Genomic DNA, 21,132 nt, shown 5'->3' with positions numbered 1-21,132 from the left:
CTTTGCTCAGAATTTTGTTGAGTCAGAACTAAAAGGATCAGGCAAAGATGGTCAAGGAAAAACCTTGATGGTACAAGGAACAACGTCAGATGCAGGGAAAACGACCCTAGTGGCTGGCCTTTGCCGCTTATTTGCGGATTTAAAAATAAAAGTGGCACCTTTTAAACCACAGAACATGGCGCTTAATAGTGCCGTTACCCCGTGTGGAGGAGAAATAGGCCGAGCGCAAGCATTGCAAGCGAAAGCTGCGCGTTTACCTTTAGATGTCGATTTTAACCCTATTTTACTGAAGCCTAATAGTGATACTGGCGCACAAGTTATCGTGCACGGCAAAGCGCTCAACCATAAGACATCGTCTAATATGGAAGCCAATGAATACCAAGATTATAAAAAAGTGGCGATGCAAGCCGTGCTTAGCTCACACAAACGTTTGATAAAAAAATATGATTTAGTGGTGGTCGAAGGTGCGGGAAGCCCAGCAGAAATAAATTTACGTGAGGGGGATATTGCCAATATGGGGTTCGCCGAAGCCGTTGATTGTCCCGTTTTGATTATTGCTGATATTGATAAAGGTGGCGTTTTTGCACAATTGGTTGGCACCTTGATGTTGTTATCGCAATCAGAGCAAGACAGAGTGGTTGGCTTTGTCATTAATCGCTTTCGCGGTGACATTAAATTGCTTGAATCAGGACTTACCTGGTTGGAGAAAAAAACCAATAAACCGGTGTTAGGGGTTTTGCCTTATTTACACGGTTTAGATATATCTTCTGAAGATGCATTAGTGACTAAACAGGAATTTACTGAAGCTAAATCGTCCTCAGCGAGAATTCGAATTGTCGTTTTAGTTTACCCGCATATGAGTAATCATACTGATTTTGATGCTTTACGCCACCATAACGATATTGATTGTCAGTTCCTTTTCGCTAAAGGTGCTGAAGGTGAAAACAGCCCTGAAAAAGTGACTATTCCAGCATGCGATCTGATCATTTTACCTGGTAGTAAAAATGTTCGTGGTGATCTGGCCTTTTTATATCAACGTGGTTGGCATGATGATATTGCAAAACATCTGCGTTATGGCGGCAAAGTAATAGGTATTTGTGGTGGTTATCAAATGTTGGGTAAACTGATTGAAGATCCAAAAGGCTTAGAAGGACAAGCAGGCGTAAGTCATGGCTTAGGCTATTTTCCAATGCAGACTGTACTAAAAGCGCAAAAAACATTAACTAATGTTACCGGCGTATTGCAACTTGCTCAGCACCGCGCAGATATTGGTGGTTATGAAATTCATGCTGGAGAAAGTACACTGATCAATGATGGCATTAAAACGAGTTATTTACTTGATATTCAAGGTGAGAAACAAGGCTTATTAAGCGATGATGGTCAAATTGCAGGGTGTTATTTACATGGTTTATTTGATCAACCTAAAGCTTTAAAACTCTTTATGACTTGGCTTAGTCATGAGGTGAGTGACTCGCCAAGTATTGAAGCACTTGAGGAACAAGCAATTGAGCGAGTAAATCAAGCATGTCAAAAACATCTAGATATGAAAAAAATAAAAAAAATAATAACTGACTGGTACACTTAACCACAATATAGTAATGGATATTGTTTGCAGTAATGATCTAAATCAATCCTTTAAGTGATAATACCAATGCTATGAAAAGCATTTATACTGACTTGATAAAGGCGGGTATAGGCTTTACTCAGTAAGAGTTGATTGAAATAAATATGTGAAGTAGGCACGTCTATATTAAAAAAATCTGTCCAACTTAGTTGAGCAGATTTTTTTTAGCTGCTGATTCTCGCTAACCCAAGATTTTCTTTAGGTGCGCTTATAGTTAAGCGTCTTTATCTAAGAAAGGAGCGTATTGATTGTGTTTTCCCAATACAGCTTGGCTGCCTTTAAGAGAAAAACTATAACCACATAATGAAAATTTACCGCGAAAAGCAAGCGCCTGTACTAGCTCTTGGCTATCAAGAGGAGAGAAGCTAGCGAAGTACTCACTGCCATTTTCAACTAAAACAGATAGAGGACGTAACGGTGAACCTTTATTAAATTTAATGCTCTGACAGCTTTTATCGCCTTTCGCCGATGAAAGTGACCATAGTTGACCGGTGCTAACTTGGTCGGCTTGCCAGTGAATTATTATTCCTTGATACTCAGATAAGTATAAATTGAAATTATCTGGCATTGCCAGTAAGTATTTTTTGTTGGCAAGAATATCATTTGAAGTTTGCTTAGCTAGCACTTGTGGCTGAGTTGATTCAATATCATGAACATCAATATTTCGCTGACTGATAGTGTTAACTAGGCTACTGAGCAAGACGGCAATGAAAATTAGTGCAACACTAGCAAAAATACCTAACTGTAATTTACGATTTCCTAGGAATTTTATGCGAATAAGCTCGCCGATATCCACTTGTTTACTGTTAGTTTGATCGTTACCAGTCTGATAATCAGACTGGTGGTTTGCAGTAGCGCTTTGCGCTAGAGTAGTTTCATTAGCATAAAGGCTCTCGCTAGGATCATCAGTCAACAATGTCGGTTCGATACGTTGATTATGAGGTTTCATCGCAATAGTCTCTTGCTGATAAATACTGAGATCAACGGGACCGTAATAACCAAGGATATAATTACCAGTTGCTTTATTATTTTTACTTGGGTAAGTGAGTAGTAGCGCAGTGCTTAGGGCGGGTAAAATGAGTAAATAATAACTGCTACTATTCTCAATTATTAAGCTCAGCAAGCCGGTAAGTAAGAGCAAGCCACCTGGCACTAATTGCCAATTTTTATTAAGCTTAGCGTCATGTAATCGTCGCTTAGTACTGTAAGTGAGCACCGTGGTTAATATTAATAAAGTCGCAAAACTTACCACGACATAATTGGAAAATATTGCAGAAAAAAAGATAAACCCTAAAAGAGCAACCACAGAGGTGGCAAAAAAACGATTGCGATCGTCAAATCCTTTTAAACAAAAAACTGCATGTAAAAATGGCACAAAAATCTCCAACAAATGGAATAAGTAAATTCTTATTCTACAACTAAACTTATGCTTTAAATAAATAACAGCTAAACGGTCTGTATGACAGTGAAGCTATAATGGTATTGCTGATATAGAAAAATTAATTTACTCGATAAGCGGGTAAATTAATCTGTTCAAGCTTTAAGCCAAATAACGTTAAACAACCTTGATTGTTTGACTCGCCATCGCCGCTAAAATCAAAATCAAAAGTGCTATAGATGCAAAGTCCATGTTGCTTAGTAAATTTTACCCGGCTTGAGCGTCTCGCGAGTGAAATAAACTGCAAGCCACCTTCTTTACAGTAACGAAAAACATGACGTTTCGCGGCTTCAGATACCTGCCTTAAGTAAACGAAATACCAGCAAAATAAACAAAAGACTAATAAATAGTAAATATTTTCCATACATAATACCTAAGTTTGACTAAACAACTGTCCAATGGCTTCTGCTAATGCCGGTGAGCGATTTGCACTGCGTATACAAGCAAAAGCGATGGGCCTAATTAATGGAATACTGACCAGATCTTTAAAGATACTGGAGAACATTGCCATATCGTTGTTTTTTAATAAGTGTTCAAAGTAACACATAAGTGTCGTTTCATCAGCTAATGCCGACCAACAACGACCAGATAAGGTAATTAACAGCTCATTACTGACATTATTTTTACTTAATATTCGTGTGACCACCACTTTGACATGTATATGTTGGCTATTGGCTGCTAATGCTCTTAATAACAGTGTCGCCTTTGATAACTCTTTCGGAGATACTGGTGAACTTTCTAAAGTGCTTGATAATAAACTTAACAATGCATCAATTAAGTTAACATTATATTGTTCATTTTCAAGAGCACTACAAACGGGGGAGAGTACTTCTTCTGGTAGCTTAGCCAGTGCACTAAGGAGTAATTCGTTATGGTTATCTTGATTTATTCGAGCAATAAAGTCAGTAATCCCTTGTACACCAACATCTTGCCAGTTTTCCCAATCAGACTCTTGGTTAAGATATTGTATAAACGGTGATAAATATTCACTAGGTTTTTGTTTTAAATCAACTTTTATTTTGCTGTTTAAACTTGCTAGTTTATATTGTGCAGGTGTAAATAGGTAAGGGTTACTACTCAGTAATTCTTCTTGTTTTTTAGAAGTCTCTTGGGTTAAATTATCACCTAGAGCTTCGACAATAATCGCGATAAAGTGATTTCTTGCACCTTGGTTTAATAAGCCACGCTCATCAAGTGGTAATTTTAATAGCCATAAATAAGGTTGTGCAGATTGTTTTTGCCAAAAAGCTATCGCAATACAAGCCTGCCCTTGAGTGGGGGTCGGGTAGGGCAACTGATTTAATTCAACCTTTTCAAACTGCTCTTTAGGTAACTTGGTGACAAGTCGACCTATATCATAAAGACGATATTGAGAGCCTGAAAGTTTAAGTAACTCTGAGAGGGTAGCTATGTTCGCTGCTGGCGGTGTGTCAGTCATAAAATCAAAAATATTGTCGCTTGTTATAGCGCCTTATTATAAGGATAATGAGACCATTAACATAGTAAAACTATTGGGCTAAACTTTTGACCTAAATAATTGGTCTTAAGTTCTCTAGACTAAGTGCGTGAGATAAAATAAATAACAGATGATGAAAACAGACATTGAAGCTATTGTTACTTTGCTTGAGGAGTTAGCTAATGAGCTTAAATCACTTGACCTTTGGCAAACACAGATCCCTACTACAACTGAGCTTGCTAGCAGTGCACCTTTTTGCTGTGATACTTTAACTTTCGAGCAATGGTTGCAATTTATCTTTATTCCTAAAATCATGCAGATGATTAAGCTAAGACAACCATTGCCAACTAAAATTGGCCTAAGTCCAATGGCTGAACAGGTTTATAAGCACTTAGTTGACAATACTAAACCTTTGCTTAATGTAATCCATAAAATAGATCAGGTAATGACGGGACAAGGAAACTAAAAGTGACTGAAATCAATCCTCTTGATGTAACTGAGCGTTCTACTGGAAACCAGAATGAAGAGTTAGCAAAACCAGTGCTGACTATCTTATATCATGATGAATATATGGTGGCGGTTGATAAACCCGCAGGCTTATTTGTCCATCGCAGTTTTATGGATAGAGATGAGATTTATTTTGCTTTGCAATTAGTGCGCGATCAAATAGGGCAATATGTTTATCCTGTGCATCGCTTAGACAGACCAACATCGGGGGTACTTCTTTTTGCTTTAACTAAAGAAGCTGCCAGAATGCTAAGCGAAGCCTTTGCTAATAAATCTAGTCAGGCAGCACTTAAACCTAAGAATAAAACTGAACTGGATTTCGAAGTCCAACAACAAGTTGAAGCGCCTAAAGCCATTGACGATGTCGATGCTAATGTCGATGGCAGTGACTTAGCAATGAAAAAAACTTATTATGCTTTGGTACGTGGCCACTTAAAAGAGTCAACTGGTTTTATTGACCATTCCTTAAAAGAAAAACTGGATAAATTGGGTGATAAAAACGTTAGCCGTGACAAACCTGCCCAAGGAGCGCAAAGTTATTATAAAGTGCAGCGGCAGGCGAGTTTGCCAATCAAAGTCGGTAAATTTGATAGCGTGCGTTATTCTTTAGTTGAAGTGCAGCCTGTTACTGGCAGACGGCATCAAATTCGTCGCCACCTAGCCCATTTACGTCACCCCGTTTTAGGGGATATTAACTACGGCGATAATAAACAAAATCCATTTTTTATTGATCACTTTGGTTTTAAGCGTTTAATGCTGCACGCACAATCATTAGAGTTTAATCACCCGATTACTAATACAAGAGTGAAAATATCAGCACCGTTCGATGGGCAATGGCAGCAGGTTTTTACTGAGTTAAAATGGCCATTGAATTAGAGGTTTTTGCTTATTTAACTTTCTTAATACTTTTTAGCCCTGAGCACTATTCTGAAGTCGTTAAATAAAAGAATAATTTTTACTTGGTGTGATGATTTCGGGTAAGGGAATATCCCAATTTTCTATCGGGATACCTTCAACTAGTTGACAATCATGGGCCAGCCCTAGTGGATAAAGCTTAGTTTGTTGCCAGTGGGCAAGGCTTCGATCATAAAAACCACCTCCCATGCCTAACCTGGTGCCAGTCTCATCAAAAGCTACTAGCGGCGTACATATGATATCTAAATCGGTCAAGGGACACACTTTAGTGACATCTAATTTGGGTTCTAAAATGCCATAGATATTACTTACTAACAGGGTATCTCGTTGGTAACGTAAAAAAAGTAAATGTCCTGGACTAAAAGGGTGCATTACCGGTAAGTAAACTTGCTTCTGCTCATGCCAGCACCAGTCAATAAAAGTTTCTGTATCAAGCTCACCATCATTACTTAAGTAAATCGCAATGTTATTAGCTTGTTGGATTTTAGTATGGCTAGATAAGTTCGTAGCTAGAGCTGTCCCAGCATTATGCTGTTCAGTTGCTGATAAGGTATTACGGCGTTGTCTAATTTCTTTTCGTAATTGTGAGCGTGCATTCATAAGGGAATTATCTTTATACGTTCTTTATTATTTATAGGAATAAAAAAAGCTGGGTGATTACTCACCCAGCTTAATACTATTCTTGTAACTTGTAACTTGTAACTTGTAACTCTTACGTATTATCTGTGAGTTTCAGAAATACCTTCGTGAGTACCTGTCACTGAAATTTCTTCTTCAATCTTACTCTCTAAATCATGGCTGCTCTCACCTTCAGCGCCATGCATCCATTCAACTAATTTACCTGCTGAAAGGTAGATGATAAGACCGGTAATTAAAGCACCAATACCAACACCCATAAAGATATTCGCGGCATTATTTACCATTTCTTCACCTTCACCAACAAATGAGCCAATAAATGCAGCTAACCAGTTTGATAAAGCGGTAAAGAAGAACCAAATACCCATCAATAGGGAGGTAAATTTAAGTGGTGCTAATTTAGTTACCATAGACAAACCAATCGGTGATAAACATAACTCACCTAAGGTATGGAAAAGGTAAGCGAATACTAAGAACAACATACTTACTTTCACTGCAACATCGCCGCCTTGAACCATGGTAGCCCATAACATCACGAAGAAACCTAGTGCTAAAAATAACATCGCCAGAGCGAACTTCTTCGGTGAGGTTGGCTCGTTTGAGCCCATTTTAACCCAAGTAGAGGCAACAAAAGGCGCTAACATAATAATGAACATCGCGTTCAATGATTGAAATGATGAAGCTGCAATTTCAAAACCAAAGATAGTACGGTCGGTGAAGTCGGACGCATAAATGGTAAATAAACCACCAGCTTGTTCAAACCCCGCCCAGAAAATTACCGAGAACATGCTCATAATTAAAATAACTTTCATGCGATCGATATCTTGAGGGGTTAACGGTGCATCTGCTTTTTTCTCACCTTTAGTGCGTTTAGCTGATGGTTCGACACCGATATCACCTAAATATTTATTCGCTAGGCTTAGCTGTAAGGTTAAACCAATTAACATACCACATCCGGCTAAGATAAAGCCGTAATGCCAGTTAACGGTTTCGCCAAGAACACCAACAGTAATAGGAGCTAAGAAAGCACCTAAGTTGATACCCATATAGAAAATAGTGAAAGCGCCGTCACGTCTGTGATCGCCATCTTCATAAAGCTCACCGACTAAACTTGAAACATTAGCTTTAAATAAGCCGTTACCAATAATAATAAGCGCTAAACCGATATAAAATACAGTTTCTTCCATGCCGACAATCATCGACTTTGGAATGCCCAAGGTAAAATAACCTAAGGAGAAAATTAGTCCGCCCCAAATAATAGCTTTACGTTGACCAATATAGTTATCGGCTAACCAACCACCTATTACCGGCGTTAAATAAACAGCCATGGTGAAAAAACCATATAACCTTAACGCTTCTTGGTTAGTCCAGCCAAAACCGCCATCTTGTGTTGAGGCAATTAGATACAATACCAATAAGGCACGCATACCGTAATAACCGAAACGCTCCCACATTTCAGTACCAAATAAAAGGAAAAGTCCTTTAGGGTGGCCAAACAGCGTACCCGCATTAGGTTGAGTCATATAATTATCCTAGATTTTATTTTTATGATCATTAGCATTAATTTTTACTGTAACTATTTAAAATGTAAATATGTATACAATGTTTTTTAGTAAAGGGGTGTTATACCTGTGTGAACAAATAAAGGCAAGTTTTGCTATAAATCAATGATGATCTCGCTTTGGAGGTTGTAGAGAAATATTTCCTGAGACTTACCAAATTGCGCTGTACAATAACTTACCTCTCTAGTCGCTAACGTATTGTTTGCATACTCATATGCTGGTAAACTTCGTCGTCACTAATTTTAGTGGTTAAGCTAAGGCTCTATCAATTTATGGATAGATTGCTGCCTAACTTAAGTGTATTACTGTACAAGCTCTATAATAGGAATTTTTGCTAAAATGATAACCGCTATAAAACACAATATTAAAAATCACCAAACAAATATCCAAAATCTCTTTGTAACGGCAATGCTAATTTTGGCTTTTACCTTAGCAAACTTTCCATCAAAAGCATTAGCTTACGCCCAACCGACTACTGCACAAATTGAGCAGTTCAAAAAACTGCCTCCGGCACAGCAAGAAGCACTAGCCAAGCAAATGGGCGTTGATATTAATAGTCTTAAAGGGCATGTGTCGGCTGGTGGGTCCGGTAAACAGGTGGGAAATACTAAAAGCTTCCCACGTGGCACTCAGTTTGACGCCGAAGGCAATCCGATAACTGATTTTCAAGAAGAGTTAACAGATAAAGACAATGATGAGTTAAAACCTTTTGGTTACGATGTTTTTGCAAATGCCCCACAAACCTTTGCTCCTATGATGGATATCGCCATCCCTGCTGAATATATTATTGGCCCAGGCGATAAAATATCAGTGCAAATATTTGGTAAAGATAGAGAAGAACTAGAATTAACGGTTAACCGCGAAGGGCAAATTGTCTTTCCATCACATGGCCCGTTTACTGTCTCTGGTTTATCTTTTAATGAGATGAAACGTTTACTTACAGCACGAATTAAAGAAAAAGTGATTGGTATTGATGTAGTTGTTGGTATAGCTTCGTTGCGCTCAATGCGTGTTTTTGTTTTAGGTGATGCTTTTAAACCAGGTCCTTATACTTTAAGTTCTCTATCAAGTATTACCCATGCAATTTTCGCCGCCGGTGGTATTAGCGATATTGGTAGCTTGCGTAATATTCAATTGAAACGTGCGGGTAAACTAGTAAGCACCTTTGACTTATACGATCTATTGATTGATGGTGACTCCAGTGGCGATGAATTATTGCAATCTGGCGATGTAGTTTTTATTGCGCCTAAAGGTAATACCATCAGTGTTGAAGGCGAAGTACGACGTCCAGCAATTTATGAATTAACAGAAAATGCTAACTTTGCCGATGTTCTAGCTATGGCTGGAGGTTTATTACCAACAGCATTTGCCAAAACAACCCGTGTTGAACGTTATAATCAAGACGCCTTGCGTACTGTAATGAATATTAATTTAACAAAAGTGAGTGATTTAGTTAAACAAGCCCAAGCAGGCGATGCAGTACATGTAATGAAAGCTGCAGAAATGTTTGAGCAATCTATCACGGTTATTGGCGCAGTCACTCGTCCAGGTAAATACCAATGGCAAACAGGGCAGCGTATAACGGATATCTTCCCAAATATTGACTCACATTTATTACATTCTGCTGACCTTAATTATTCTCTTATTATTCGTGAAATCGACATTGCTCGTAATATTGAAGTATTACAATTTGACTTAGCTAACGCTATTTCATCTCCAAATTCAAAAGATAATATTGTCTTACAAGGTAATGACAAAGTTTTAGTCTTTGCTAATGTTATTAAATTGATAGATAGTAAAATTAGTTTAGATTCACTGGCTTTTACTCAAGAAAACCTCTTTAAAAAAGAACAGGAACTCGCTAAAGCCAAATTTAAGCAAAAGCAATTCTGGCTAAAATACGGTGATAAAGATCAAATTGCACAGCTTGATAATGAAGCTGCTGCCGCCGCTAAGTTAGTCGAAAAATCGATTGCTCAGTTTAGCGGTGGTGATTTAGAAGATGAACTCGATGTTAGAGAGTTAACTCTTTTCTCTCGTCAACGTTTGTTAATGCCGATAATTGAAAAACTAAAACGTCAAGGTAAGTCAGGACAGCCGATTCAATTAGTTGAAGCTGATGGTGAAGTGAAATTTCCCGGCGTTTACCCACTGGCTAGAAATGCCCGAGTGAACGATTTAATTGCTGCAGCGGGTGGTTTAACAGAGTCGGCTTATGTGGTACGCGCTGAAGTGACCCGTAACCAAATTGTTAATCATATGGCGCAGCAAACCTCTATGGCTGTTAGTTTAAGTGCAGCTTTAGCCGGTGATGTAAAAGATAATATTTTATTACGCTCAAAAGATAGAATCAATATTCATCAAATACCAGCATGGAGTGAAAATAATGTTGTTGAGCTTAGAGGTGAGTTTGTCTTTCCAGGGAAATATACTATACGCCGTGGTGAAAGCCTAGCAGACTTAATTATTAAGGCAGGAGGTTTTACTAAGTTTGCTCATCAAGAGGGCTCTGTTTTTACTCGTGTACAGTTACGCGAAATAGAGCAACAAAATTTATTAAAATTAACCGCTGATTTGCGAACTGAAATGGCTTCTAAGTCGATGTCTGATCAAAATTACTCGCAATCTTATGACGATGTGCAAAAAATGTTAGCGGATATGGAGAATGTTCAGCCGATAGGCCGTTTAGTGCTTGATCTACCCAAAGTGGTCAATCAAAGTAATTACGATGTTTTACTTGAAAATGGCGATGTACTTTATGTACCAACGATGAAAAATTCTATTAATGTTGTCGGCCAAGTACAAGTGACCTCATCACATATTTACGATGTAAATTTATCAGCAAAAGACTACTTAGCGCAGAGTGGTGGCAGTAAAAAGCGTGCGGATGATGACAGAATCTATATAATTGCCGCTAATGGCAGTATTAAAATGATGGATAGTGGTAATTGGTTTAGCAGTGATGCTGGCGATAACTTAAGACCAGGTGATACCATCGTTGTGCCGCTTGATGCTGAGTACATGAATAACTTAGCCTTATGGACAAGCGTAACAAGTATTATTTATAATTCCGCAGTGGCAATTGCAGCCATCAGCGGTATTTAGTGACTATATTATTACCTTGGCTAAACTAAATGAATCTAAAGTTTTTGAAGTTAGCCTAGGGTAATTGTAAAAATCGCTGACTGAACAATGACTTTAAAGTCACTGGATAAGCAATTCAACAAATATCTAAATGATGACTTTATGTCAGTAGTAATTTGAAATAAATTAAAAATACAATAAATGGACGTGGTATGTTGCACTCATTAGAAAACGTAAAACTAGGCATTATAGGATTAGGTTATGTTGGTTTACCTTTAGCGGTAGAGTTTGGGAAAAAATATCCTACACTGGGATTTGATATCAATGCCAAGCGTGTAACAGACTTAAAAAAAGGTCATGATTTTACTTTAGAAGTATCAAGTGAAGAGTTAGCTGATTCACAGTTTATTTCCTATTCTGCTACAGTTGATGACTTAAAAGCCTGTAATGTTTATATTGTTACCGTGCCAACACCTATTGATCAACACAAACAGCCAGATTTAACCCCGTTAGTAAAAGCGAGTGCTATGTTGGCAAAAGTGATGAATAAAGGCGATATCGTCATTTATGAATCCACTGTCTACCCAGGAGCTACTGAAGAAGTGTGTTTACCTGAAATTGAACGTCATTGCAGCTTGGTTTTCAATCAAGACTTTTTTGCCGGTTATAGCCCTGAACGCATTAATCCAGGGGATAAAGAACATAGAGTTACCAATATATTAAAAGTGACCTCTGGTTCTACGCCTAAAATAGCAGATTTTATTGATGACCTTTATAAATCAATTATTATCGCAGGCACATATAAAGCTTCAAGTATCCAAGTAGCGGAGGCGGCAAAAGTGATTGAAAATACTCAACGTGATCTAAATATTGCTTTGATCAATGAACTTGCAGTCATTTTTAATAAGCTAAATATAGATACCGAAGAAGTACTAAAAGCGGCAGGTACTAAGTGGAACTTCTTACCGTTTAGACCGGGTCTTGTTGGTGGTCATTGTATTGGTGTCGATCCCTATTACCTAACGCATAAAGCACAAGCTATTGGTTATAACCCTGAAGTTATTCTTGCCGGTCGTCGTATTAATGACTCTATGGGCGAGTATGTGGTTTCACAATTAGTAAAAACCATGCTCAAAAGGAAATTACCTGTTAATGGTGCTAATGTTTTAGTGATGGGCTTAACTTTTAAAGAGAACTGTCCGGATGTTCGTAATACTAAAATTGTTGATATCATCGCTGAACTTGACGAATTTGATATTAATGTTGATGTTTATGACCCTTGGGTAAACCCTGTAGAAGCAAAACATGAATATGATATTGATTTAATTCCAGTGCCTAAACAAGCTCATTATGATGCTGTAATCTTTGCAGTAGCTCATAACGAATTTAAAGCATTATCTGCTGATGAAATTAAAGCTTTGATGAATAAAGAACATGTAATTTATGATCTAAAATATATGCTAGATAAAGAGTTAACTGATATTCGCTTATAATATTTTTTTACTCCCATTAAACCTATATATAACCTAAGCCCTCCTTAGCTGATTCTTCAGCGAAGGAGGGCTTTTTAAAAAGGACTATTTAATAAATGAATAAGTATCAAACCATTAAGAAAGAGCTTATCAATGCACCTAAAACTTGGCTTATCACAGGCTGTGCCGGATTTATTGGCTCAAACCTTTTAGAAACCTTGCTGCTACTAAACCAAAAGGTAGTGGGTTTAGATAACTTTGCCACAGGTCACCAACACAATTTAGATGAAGTGAAAACTCAAGTATCAGCTGAACAATGGAAAAGTTTCCATTTCGTTAAAGGTGATATTAGAGAACTTGGTGATTGTAATAAAGCCTTAAGCCATTATGAGGCTGGTGTTGATTATATTCTTCATCAAGCAGCGCTTGGCTCAGTACCAAGATCTATTGCTGATCCGTTATTAACCAACTCAGCAAATATCACTGGCTTTTTAACAATGTTAACAGCGGCGAAAGAAACTAACGTTAAAAGCTTTGTTTATGCTGCTTCCAGCTCTACTTATGGCGACCATCCAGCTTTGCCTAAAGTTGAAGATGCCATTGGTAAACCGCTATCCCCTTATGCGGTAACGAAGTATGTTAATGAGCTTTATGCTGATGTTTTTCATAAAACCTACGGTTTAAACTGCACCGGCCTACGCTATTTTAATGTTTTTGGTAAAAGGCAAGACCCTGATGGCGCTTATGCTGCGGTAATCCCCAAGTGGACTGCTGCCATGATAGCGAACCAAGAGTTATTGATTAACGGTGATGGTGAAACCAGCCGTGATTTTTGTTTTGTTGAAAATGCAGTACAAGCAAATATTTTAGCGGCAACAGCGAATGATTCAGGTAAGAACCAAGTGTACAATGTTGCCTTAGGTGATAGAACAAGCTTGAACACTTTATTTGATAGTTTAAAGGTCGCACTAAAAGCTAATGGCGTTGATTATGATAAGTCACCAACTTATCAAGATTTTAGAGCCGGTGATGTTAGGCATTCACAAGCTGATATTTCTAAAGCAAAATCATTAATTGGCTTTGATCCAGAGTTTAAAATTCAACAGGGTATAGATAAAGCTATGCCTTGGTATATTAATTTCTTAAGTTAATAAACTAGCAATAGTCAAACTTAATATAAAAGTCACACGAGCACTTTTATTAAATTACAAAAGCAGTACCTAGTTGAGGTACTGCTTTTTTTATTCCTATTGGAAAAGTAGAGCTGTAATATAAATGTCACATAACTGACTTATACTTTGCCCAGTTAATTTATCATCTTCTCTATATTAGATAAGCTAGTTTTTAGTTTATTGATAATAAGGTTAATTTAAGTGGCAGATCTTATCAGTTCAAACCGAAGCCGTGGCATTAAGAATTCACTGGCAAAATGGTTAATCACCTTTGGTGGTATTAGCGTTTTGTTTACCCTAGTGCTAATTTTTTTATATTTGTTATACGTTGTTAAACCTATTTTTGAGTCTGCTCAAATTGAGCCAAAAGTTACAGTTAATCTTGACTTAAAAGCTAATGAAAAAGTGTTAACTACCGGTGTTGATGAGTTACAAGAGTTGGCTTATCAAATTACCGATACAGGTAATATCGATTTCTATCATTTAAAGGCCAGCGATCCCCAAGCGGGTAATCAGTTCTCTATTGGTGAAAATTCACTTTCAAAGTTACTACTTACTGGTGACGACTTTCATCAAGAAAAAGTCGCTAGTGTAGCTAACTCTTTTACTGCAAACATATTACTACATACTGTCAGTGGTAAAACTCTATTATTTCAACCTAGTTTTTACGCTAAATATGCCAATGATACTCGTGAAATAATCCCACAAGTAAATTATCCTTTAGGTCAAAGTTCATTAATTATTGATGAACAGCAAGTGCCGTTTTCTCAGTTGGCCTTTGCAATGGATGATGAAAAAATTGTCTTTGTTGCTTTTACTCAAGATAAACGTCTGATAAAAACTAGCTTTATTGCTGATGATGATTTTAGTTCTTCAAATGACGGTGATGATGTTGACTATGAAACGAATCATCAACTCATTGATTATCCAGCTGATGATATTGATGAAATAAAAGTAACTCCAGATTTAAGTTTAGCCTTTATTCGTAGTGGCTCAACAGTGCGTGTTTACTCGCTAACTGATGAAGATGAAGTTAGTCTAAAAGCAACAATTATCCCAACATTAGATAACGAGGCTACTTACCTTACTTCTATGGCACTGCTTTCTGGTAGTAGCTCTGTTTTACTGGGTGATAGTAGTGGCGGAATCAGTCAATGGTTTGAAGTTGCAACAGATTCAGGCCGTCAGTTTAAGAAAATTAGAGCCTTTACCACCGGTAATAGCGATACTAATAATGACAAGGCAACTAATGATAGAGCAAAAAAAGCATCAAACGCAATAACCGCTATTTATACTGAGCGCTTTAGAAAAAGTTTTTACACCATGACCACAAGCGGCATGCTCAATGTCTTTTATACCACTAGCTCGGCAGATTTATGGCAAGGACAGTTAGCTTTAAGTCAGCCGGAAGCATTTGCTATAGCGCCGCGAGCCAATGGTTTAATTATTATTGGTAATGACCCACTCGATGCCAATAAGCGAAATTTACAAACTTTCAGTGTTCATAACGAGCACCCTGAGGTTACTTGGCAAGCGCTATGGCAAGAAGTTTGGTATGAAGGTTATCCTGAGCCTGATTATATCTGGCAATCTAGCTCTGGATCGGATGATTTTGAAGCTAAATTTTCTTTAGTGCCTATTTCTTTTGGCACCATTAAAGCGGCTTTTTATGCGATGTTATTTGCGGTACCAGTTGCCTTAAGTGCGGCAATATATACAGCATATTTTATGACGCCACGCTTACGTAAAAAAGTCAAACCTACTATAGAAATGATGGAAGCACTACCGACAGTTATCTTAGGCTTCTTAGCGGGACTATGGTTAGCACCATTAATGGAAGAGTATTTACCAGCAATATTCCTATTGTTTATTTTATTACCATTGGCGACAGTGTTAACTGCTTTTTCCTGGCATAAACTACCCAATAAGGTCAAAGATAAATTACCTGAAACCCTGGCACCACTGCTATTAATCCCAGTGATAATATTGACAACCTATGTGGCCTTTACTTTATCACCACAGCTAGAGATTATTCTTTTTAATGGCGATATGCGTCAATTCCTTACTAACGACTTGGGTATAAATTTTGACCAAAGGAATGCCTTAGTAGTCGGTATTGCTATGGGCTTTGCAGTTATTCCGACCATATTCACTATGGCTGAAGATGCAATTTTTAGTGTTCCAGGACATTTAACCAGTGGTTCATTAGCGCTTGGTGCCACCCAATGGCAAACATTAATAGGGGTTGTGCTGTTGACCGCAAGTCCAGGTATATTTTCCGCGGTTATGATGGGGCTTGGTCGGGCTGTTGGTGAAACTATGATCGTTTTGATGGCAACGGGTAATACCCCCATATTAGATTGGAGTATTTTTCAAGGCATGAGAACACTAGCGGCCAACATTGCGGTAGAAATGCCGGAGGCCGAAGTGGATAGCTCCCATTACCGTATATTGTTCTTAGCAGCGTTTGTTCTATTCATATTCACCTTTATTTTCAACACACTCGCAGAATTTGTTCGACAACGATTACGTGAAAAATACAGCTCAATGTGATGATTTTGGTTTTAATTTTAGATAATGCAGATTTAATAAATTAATTATATAGCTGCTCACTTATAAGCTGTATCGCTTAATTTAAAGAAGTAAGCACGGAGTTGATAATTATCAATGAGTACTTTCGACAACTAAATTGAGCTAAACAGCAACGAAGTGTGTAGCTATAAACAAATTGTAGAGTTCCTTTATGAATAAGTGGTTTAAATCAGGTTCACCTTGGATATGGCTTTCAGCAGGTGGCGTAAGTATTAGTTTAATTTCAGTGTTAGGTTTATTGTGGCTTATTGCATCACGCGGCTTATCCTACTTTTGGCCGAGCGAACTTTATCAATTTGATCTTACTGATAAAAATGGCGTTAAGAGTGTAGTTATTGGCGAAATATACGATAGAGAGCAAATACCTGTTGGTCAATTAGCGCATTTAAATTTAGACCTCGATCCAGAGCAAGAAGTGTTAGAGCGCTTGTTGATCAAAACAGGTAACCGAGAGTTAGTAAGTCTAGACTTTCGTTGGATATTAAGTCATAACATTACCAAAACTCAGACACCGAAAGACTTGGCAGTCGTTGAGCGCCGTACCCATGGTAACTTTTACGGCTATATTGACAGTGTTGTTGTTGATGGCAAGAAAGTAGACGAAAATCAATTAAATGAGTTGTTAATACGAGTTGATAAATTTCAACAACAAATTGATGATTTACAAAAGTCAGATATTGGCGCAATAAACTATCAATTAGAACGTTTACGATTAAAAGCGCGTAAATATCAGTTACAAGATAAATTAACGCCTGAGCGACAAGCAAAAATTGATAGTGAAGTGACTAGTTTAAATCAACGCTATGCCAAGCTTGAGCAAGAATTACTAGGCTACCGAGAAGAAATATCTCGTGACCATATCGTGATGCGTGCTATGGATGGCCAACTTGTTACCATTAACTTTGAATACATTCTTAAAGTGACCTTTAATAATCAACTTAGTTTAATAGATAAAACGGCATTATTTATTAGCCAGATAGGATCCTTTTTAATCGAAGACCCGCGCGAAGCCAATACCGAAGGCGGGGTGTTTCCTGCTATATTTGGTACTGTGCTTATGGTGCTGTTGATGACTGTGATTGTTTCACCCTTTGGCGTTATTGCTGCCATTTACTTACATGAGTATGCAGGTAAAAATTCTTTTACTAAGCTGTTACGCATATCTGTTATTAATTTGGCTGGTGTACCGTCTATCGTTTATGGTGTATTTGGTTTAGGTTTCTTTGTTTATATGGTAGGCGGGTCACTGGACCAATTGTTTTACTCAGAAAACCTACCTAGCCCAACGTTTGGCACACCTGGCGTATTATGGTCTGCGCTAACACTGGCAATATTGACCTTACCTGTGGTAATAGTTTCTACCGAAGAAGGTTTATCACGTATTCCATTGGAGATGCGCTACGGCTCACTGGCTCTGGGTGCAACAAAGGCTGAAACCTTATGGCGTATTATTTTACCCATCGCCAGTCCTGCTATTATGACAGGTATTATTTTAGCCATTGCTCGAGCTGCAGGGGAAGTTGCGCCGTTAATGTTGGTCGGCGTAGTGAAGATGGCGCCTAATTTACCCTTAGATGGTAACTTTCCCTTCTTACATTTAGATCGTAAGTTCATGCATTTAGGTTTTCATATCTATGATGTTGGTTTTCAAAGTCCCAATGTAGAAGCTGCAAGGCCGTTAGTGTTTGCAACTGCTTTGCTCTTAGTAAGCATTATCGTTGCTTTGAATATGACGGCAGTTTCAATCCGTAATAAATTACGTGAAAAATATAAAATGTTAGAGCACTAATTATACCAATTCCAATAAGTTTCTTCCCACTCAGCGAGAGTTAAAAGGCTTAGAGGTAAGGCATTGATTGTAGATAATGGTATTCCCTTATCAAAATCAATAACGTAGCATATAAGCCTTTTAAACTCGCCCTTTGGGAGCGTTCCAGCGATTCGATAACTGTACAGAATTTCTTTCATATAGAGTGACTATATGCAAAAAATTCTATTTGTTCTCAAACCGTTGGCAAGCTCTGAGTGGGAACTAACTTAATGGACTTGGTATTAGCTAAAAGAACAATTCACAATGAGTCACTTGAAATGACTTATTGTTTTACTAAACAATGATCAATGAAAAATAATTAGAGAAAAACCTATTATGATTTCTATTATCCCAAAAGCATTAGCTACTGGCTCAGATCCATCATTTTCAAAAAAGTTGGACTTAAATAATTTAGCTCCTGAACAAATTGCCTTAAACATTAATGAACTAAATTTATACTACGGTAAAAAACAAGCGCTAAACAATATTACCATGTCGATTCCTAAAGGGCAGGTTACTGCGTTTATTGGGCCAAGTGGTTGTGGTAAATCTACCTTGTTACGTTGTATTAATCGTATGAACGACTTAGTTGATGATTGTCATATCAGTGGCGAAATTAACCTACACGGCAATAACATCTATGACAAACATGTTGATGTTGCTGAGTTAAGACGAAAAGTAGGTATGGTATTCCAGCGTCCTAATCCGTTTCCTAAAACTATTTATGAAAATGTCGTTTATGGTTTACGCATTATGGGCGAAAATAACCGTAGAAGATTGGATGATGCCGCAGAAAAATCATTGCGCAGTGCTGCGCTTTGGAATGAAGTCAAAGATAGATTACATGAAAGCGCTTTAGGCCTTTCCGGTGGTCAACAGCAGCGTTTAGTTATTGCTCGAGCCATTGCTATTCAACCAGAGGTGCTACTACTTGATGAGCCGACTTCAGCACTAGACCCGATTTCGACCTTGGTCATTGAAGAATTAATCAATGATCTTAAAAAGCAATTTACAGTTGTTATTGTTACCCATAATATGCAGCAAGCTGCACGAGTGTCTGATCAAACGGCATTTATGTATATGGGGGATTTAATAGAATATAGCGATACCAATACTTTATTTACTACGCCGTTGAAAAAGAAAACTGAAGATTATATTACCGGCCGTTACGGTTAAATCTCAGGTAGTAATCTATTAGTGATTCATTAGTAAGTCACTAGCAATAAATAAAGTATGCAAGACCATACCTATAAAAGGATATTCCATGGATAATTTACAAATTGGCCGTCATATTTCTGGCCAGTTCAATGAAGATTTAGAACGTGTTATTAATAATGTCATGCATATGGGCGGTTTAGTTGAGAAACAGCTATCGGATGCATTAGCTTCTGTTGAACAAGTTGATGTTGAGCTAGCTAAACAAGTATTGAGCAATGATTACCAAGTTAATGCTTATGAAGTCAGTATTGATGACGAATGTACCCGTATTATTGCTAAACGCCAACCCGCGGCAGGTGACTTACGTTTAATTATGGCTATTGTAAAAACGATTGCAGACTTAGAGCGCATTGGCGATGAAGCTGAAAAAATAGCACGAGTTACGTTAGAAAATTTTTCTTCTTCACAAAAAGACTTACTGGTTAATCTAGATAACCTAGGTCGGCGAGTTTTAGAGTTTTTACAGGCCAGCCTTGATGCCTTTACACGTATGGATTGTGATACAGCTATTAAAATTCATCAAATGGATGATAAAATCAACCGTGAATATGAAGCGCTGATACGTCAATTGATGACTTACATGATGGAGGACCCTCGTTCTATACCGCAAGTGATGACGGTTATTTGGTCTGCTAGAGCACTGGAACGTATTGGTGATCGCTGTCAAAACATCTGTGAATACATCATTTATTTTGTAAAAGGTAAGGTTGTTCGTCATACCACAGCAGAAGAGATGAAAAATTTATAAGTTACTTTAAATAATAGTGATAGTAATAAATATATAAAATTCAAACGATTAGCTAAATACTTTACTGCTGTTTAGTTAAAATAAATTCAAGCCGTAGCGGTTAGTTAATGTAGGCAACAATATAAGCTCATATTAGCATTTAACATTGGAAGTTAAATGGGTTACTATCCGCGGCGAATAGCAATGACGAGAGTTATACTGACTGGAAAACATAATTATGGCCAGAAATACAATCATAGGTGTATTTGCAAAATCACCAATTAAACCGTTAGAAAAACATATTCAAATAGTTGTTAAATGTAGTAAACAACTTATCCCATTTTTTAATGCGTGTACTGCGCAAGACTGGAGTGAAGCGGCAAAAATTCGTCGTAAACTATCTAAGTTAGAGCAAGATGCAGATACCCTTAAACGTCAATTACGTCTAGAGCTTCCTGGTGGCTTATTTATGCCAGTTGATAGAGCTGACTTACTTGAACTTCTTACCCAGCAAGACAAAATAGCCAACAAGGCAAAAGATATCGCCGGTCGTGTTTTAGGGCGTAAGCTTGAAGTACCTATTAGCTTACAAGCTGAGTTTTCTGTTTATCTAGAGCGTTGTATTGATGCGACTGAAAAAGCTGCTGAAGCAATTAATGAATTAGATGATTTATTAGAAACAGGCTTTCGTGGCCGTGAAGTTGTTTTGGTTGAGAAAATGATCAACCAGTTAGACGCTATCGAAGATGATACCGATGGTTTGCAAATTACTTTGCGTAAAAACTTATTAGCGATTGAAAAGGATTTGAATCCAGTTGATGTAATGTTCTTATATCAAATTATTGATTGGGTTGGTGACTTAGCCGACCTTGCTGAACGTGTAGGTGCACGTTTAGAAATTCTTCTTGCTAGAAAATAA

The 21,132-nt window shown here is 37.6% G+C and carries 16 protein-coding genes; 11 read left to right on the top strand and 5 right to left on the bottom strand.

Translation table 11 applies throughout. The features are described 5' to 3' along the window. The first annotated feature begins 67 nt into the window (after window positions 1-67). Window positions 68-1,585 (top strand): cobyric acid synthase, encoded by a 1,518-nt coding sequence (locus GAB14E_RS17110; RefSeq protein WP_231562002.1) that lies wholly within the window; start codon window positions 68-70, stop codon window positions 1,583-1,585. A 253-nt stretch (window positions 1,586-1,838) separates the two neighbouring features. On the opposite strand, the gene GAB14E_RS17115 is transcribed toward GAB14E_RS17110, so the two are convergent. The 3 genes from GAB14E_RS17115 to GAB14E_RS17125 all read right to left on the bottom strand — a co-directional run bounded on the left by GAB14E_RS17115 (window position 1,839) and on the right by GAB14E_RS17125 (window position 4,500). Then, entirely contained in the window at window positions 1,839-2,999 is a 1,161-nt protein-coding gene (locus GAB14E_RS17115; protein WP_033081213.1) for a hypothetical protein, read from the bottom strand. Between the two features lie 124 nt (window positions 3,000-3,123). Continuing rightward, complete coding sequence (locus GAB14E_RS17120; protein ID WP_033081212.1) at window positions 3,124-3,426, bottom strand: DUF3301 domain-containing protein; 303 nt, start codon at window positions 3,424-3,426, stop codon at window positions 3,124-3,126. 9 nt (window positions 3,427-3,435) lie between these two features. After that, window positions 3,436-4,500 carry a DUF3549 family protein gene (locus tag GAB14E_RS17125; protein ID WP_033081211.1) on the bottom strand — a complete coding sequence of 355 codons (1,065 nt, stop codon included), beginning with the start codon at window positions 4,498-4,500 and terminating at the stop codon, window positions 3,436-3,438. Window positions 4,501-4,648: 148 nt separating this feature from the next. On the opposite strand from GAB14E_RS17125, the gene GAB14E_RS17130 reads away from it, so the two are divergent. Beyond that, window positions 4,649-4,984, top strand: coding sequence for a YqcC family protein (locus tag GAB14E_RS17130; RefSeq protein ID WP_231561993.1), 336 nt, complete (start codon window positions 4,649-4,651; stop codon window positions 4,982-4,984). A gap of 104 nt (window positions 4,985-5,088) precedes the next feature. After that, window positions 5,089-5,901 carry a pseudouridine synthase gene (locus tag GAB14E_RS17135; RefSeq protein WP_156115672.1) on the top strand — a complete coding sequence of 271 codons (813 nt, stop codon included), beginning with the start codon at window positions 5,089-5,091 and terminating at the stop codon, window positions 5,899-5,901. A gap of 60 nt (window positions 5,902-5,961) precedes the next feature. Here the strand turns inward: GAB14E_RS17135 and GAB14E_RS17140 are convergent, their stop codons facing one another. Then, on the bottom strand, window positions 5,962-6,540 hold the full coding sequence (locus GAB14E_RS17140; RefSeq protein WP_033081209.1) for a 5-formyltetrahydrofolate cyclo-ligase: 579 nt from the start codon (window positions 6,538-6,540) through the stop codon (window positions 5,962-5,964). A gap of 119 nt (window positions 6,541-6,659) precedes the next feature. Next, window positions 6,660-8,099, bottom strand: coding sequence for a peptide MFS transporter (locus GAB14E_RS17145; protein ID WP_033081208.1), 1,440 nt, complete (start codon window positions 8,097-8,099; stop codon window positions 6,660-6,662). Window positions 8,100-8,477: 378 nt separating this feature from the next. On the opposite strand from GAB14E_RS17145, the gene GAB14E_RS17150 reads away from it, so the two are divergent. From GAB14E_RS17150 to GAB14E_RS17185, 8 genes are all read left to right on the top strand, one after another. Next, complete coding sequence (locus GAB14E_RS17150) at window positions 8,478-11,243, top strand: SLBB domain-containing protein (protein WP_052093500.1); 2,766 nt, start codon at window positions 8,478-8,480, stop codon at window positions 11,241-11,243. 191 nt (window positions 11,244-11,434) lie between these two features. Beyond that, complete coding sequence (gene tviB, locus GAB14E_RS17155; RefSeq protein ID WP_033081207.1) at window positions 11,435-12,715, top strand: Vi polysaccharide biosynthesis UDP-N-acetylglucosamine C-6 dehydrogenase TviB; 1,281 nt, start codon at window positions 11,435-11,437, stop codon at window positions 12,713-12,715. 95 nt (window positions 12,716-12,810) lie between these two features. After that, window positions 12,811-13,845 (top strand): NAD-dependent epimerase/dehydratase family protein, encoded by a 1,035-nt coding sequence (locus GAB14E_RS17160; protein ID WP_033081206.1) that lies wholly within the window; start codon window positions 12,811-12,813, stop codon window positions 13,843-13,845. 222 nt (window positions 13,846-14,067) lie between these two features. After that, complete coding sequence (locus tag GAB14E_RS17165; RefSeq protein WP_033081205.1) at window positions 14,068-16,419, top strand: ABC transporter permease subunit; 2,352 nt, start codon at window positions 14,068-14,070, stop codon at window positions 16,417-16,419. A gap of 190 nt (window positions 16,420-16,609) precedes the next feature. Next, the gene (pstA, locus tag GAB14E_RS17170; RefSeq protein WP_033081204.1) at window positions 16,610-18,247 is read left to right on the top strand and encodes a phosphate ABC transporter permease PstA; all 1,638 of its coding nucleotides are present in this window, start codon (window positions 16,610-16,612) and stop codon (window positions 18,245-18,247) included. Between the two features lie 357 nt (window positions 18,248-18,604). Continuing rightward, window positions 18,605-19,444 carry a phosphate ABC transporter ATP-binding protein PstB gene (pstB, locus tag GAB14E_RS17175; RefSeq protein WP_033081202.1) on the top strand — a complete coding sequence of 280 codons (840 nt, stop codon included), beginning with the start codon at window positions 18,605-18,607 and terminating at the stop codon, window positions 19,442-19,444. Window positions 19,445-19,532: 88 nt separating this feature from the next. After that, complete coding sequence (gene phoU, locus GAB14E_RS17180; RefSeq protein ID WP_033081201.1) at window positions 19,533-20,234, top strand: phosphate signaling complex protein PhoU; 702 nt, start codon at window positions 19,533-19,535, stop codon at window positions 20,232-20,234. A gap of 217 nt (window positions 20,235-20,451) precedes the next feature. Beyond that, a complete protein-coding gene (locus GAB14E_RS17185; RefSeq protein WP_033081200.1) occupies window positions 20,452-21,132 on the top strand; it encodes a TIGR00153 family protein in 681 nt (226 codons plus the stop codon).

It is taken from the genome of Colwellia psychrerythraea (genome assembly GCF_000764185.1).
In the GTDB taxonomy this organism is placed as follows: domain Bacteria; phylum Pseudomonadota; class Gammaproteobacteria; order Enterobacterales; family Alteromonadaceae; genus Colwellia; species Colwellia psychrerythraea_B.
The sequence above is the reverse complement of the archived record's forward strand: the minus strand, read 5'-3'. Positions and strand labels throughout refer to the sequence as shown.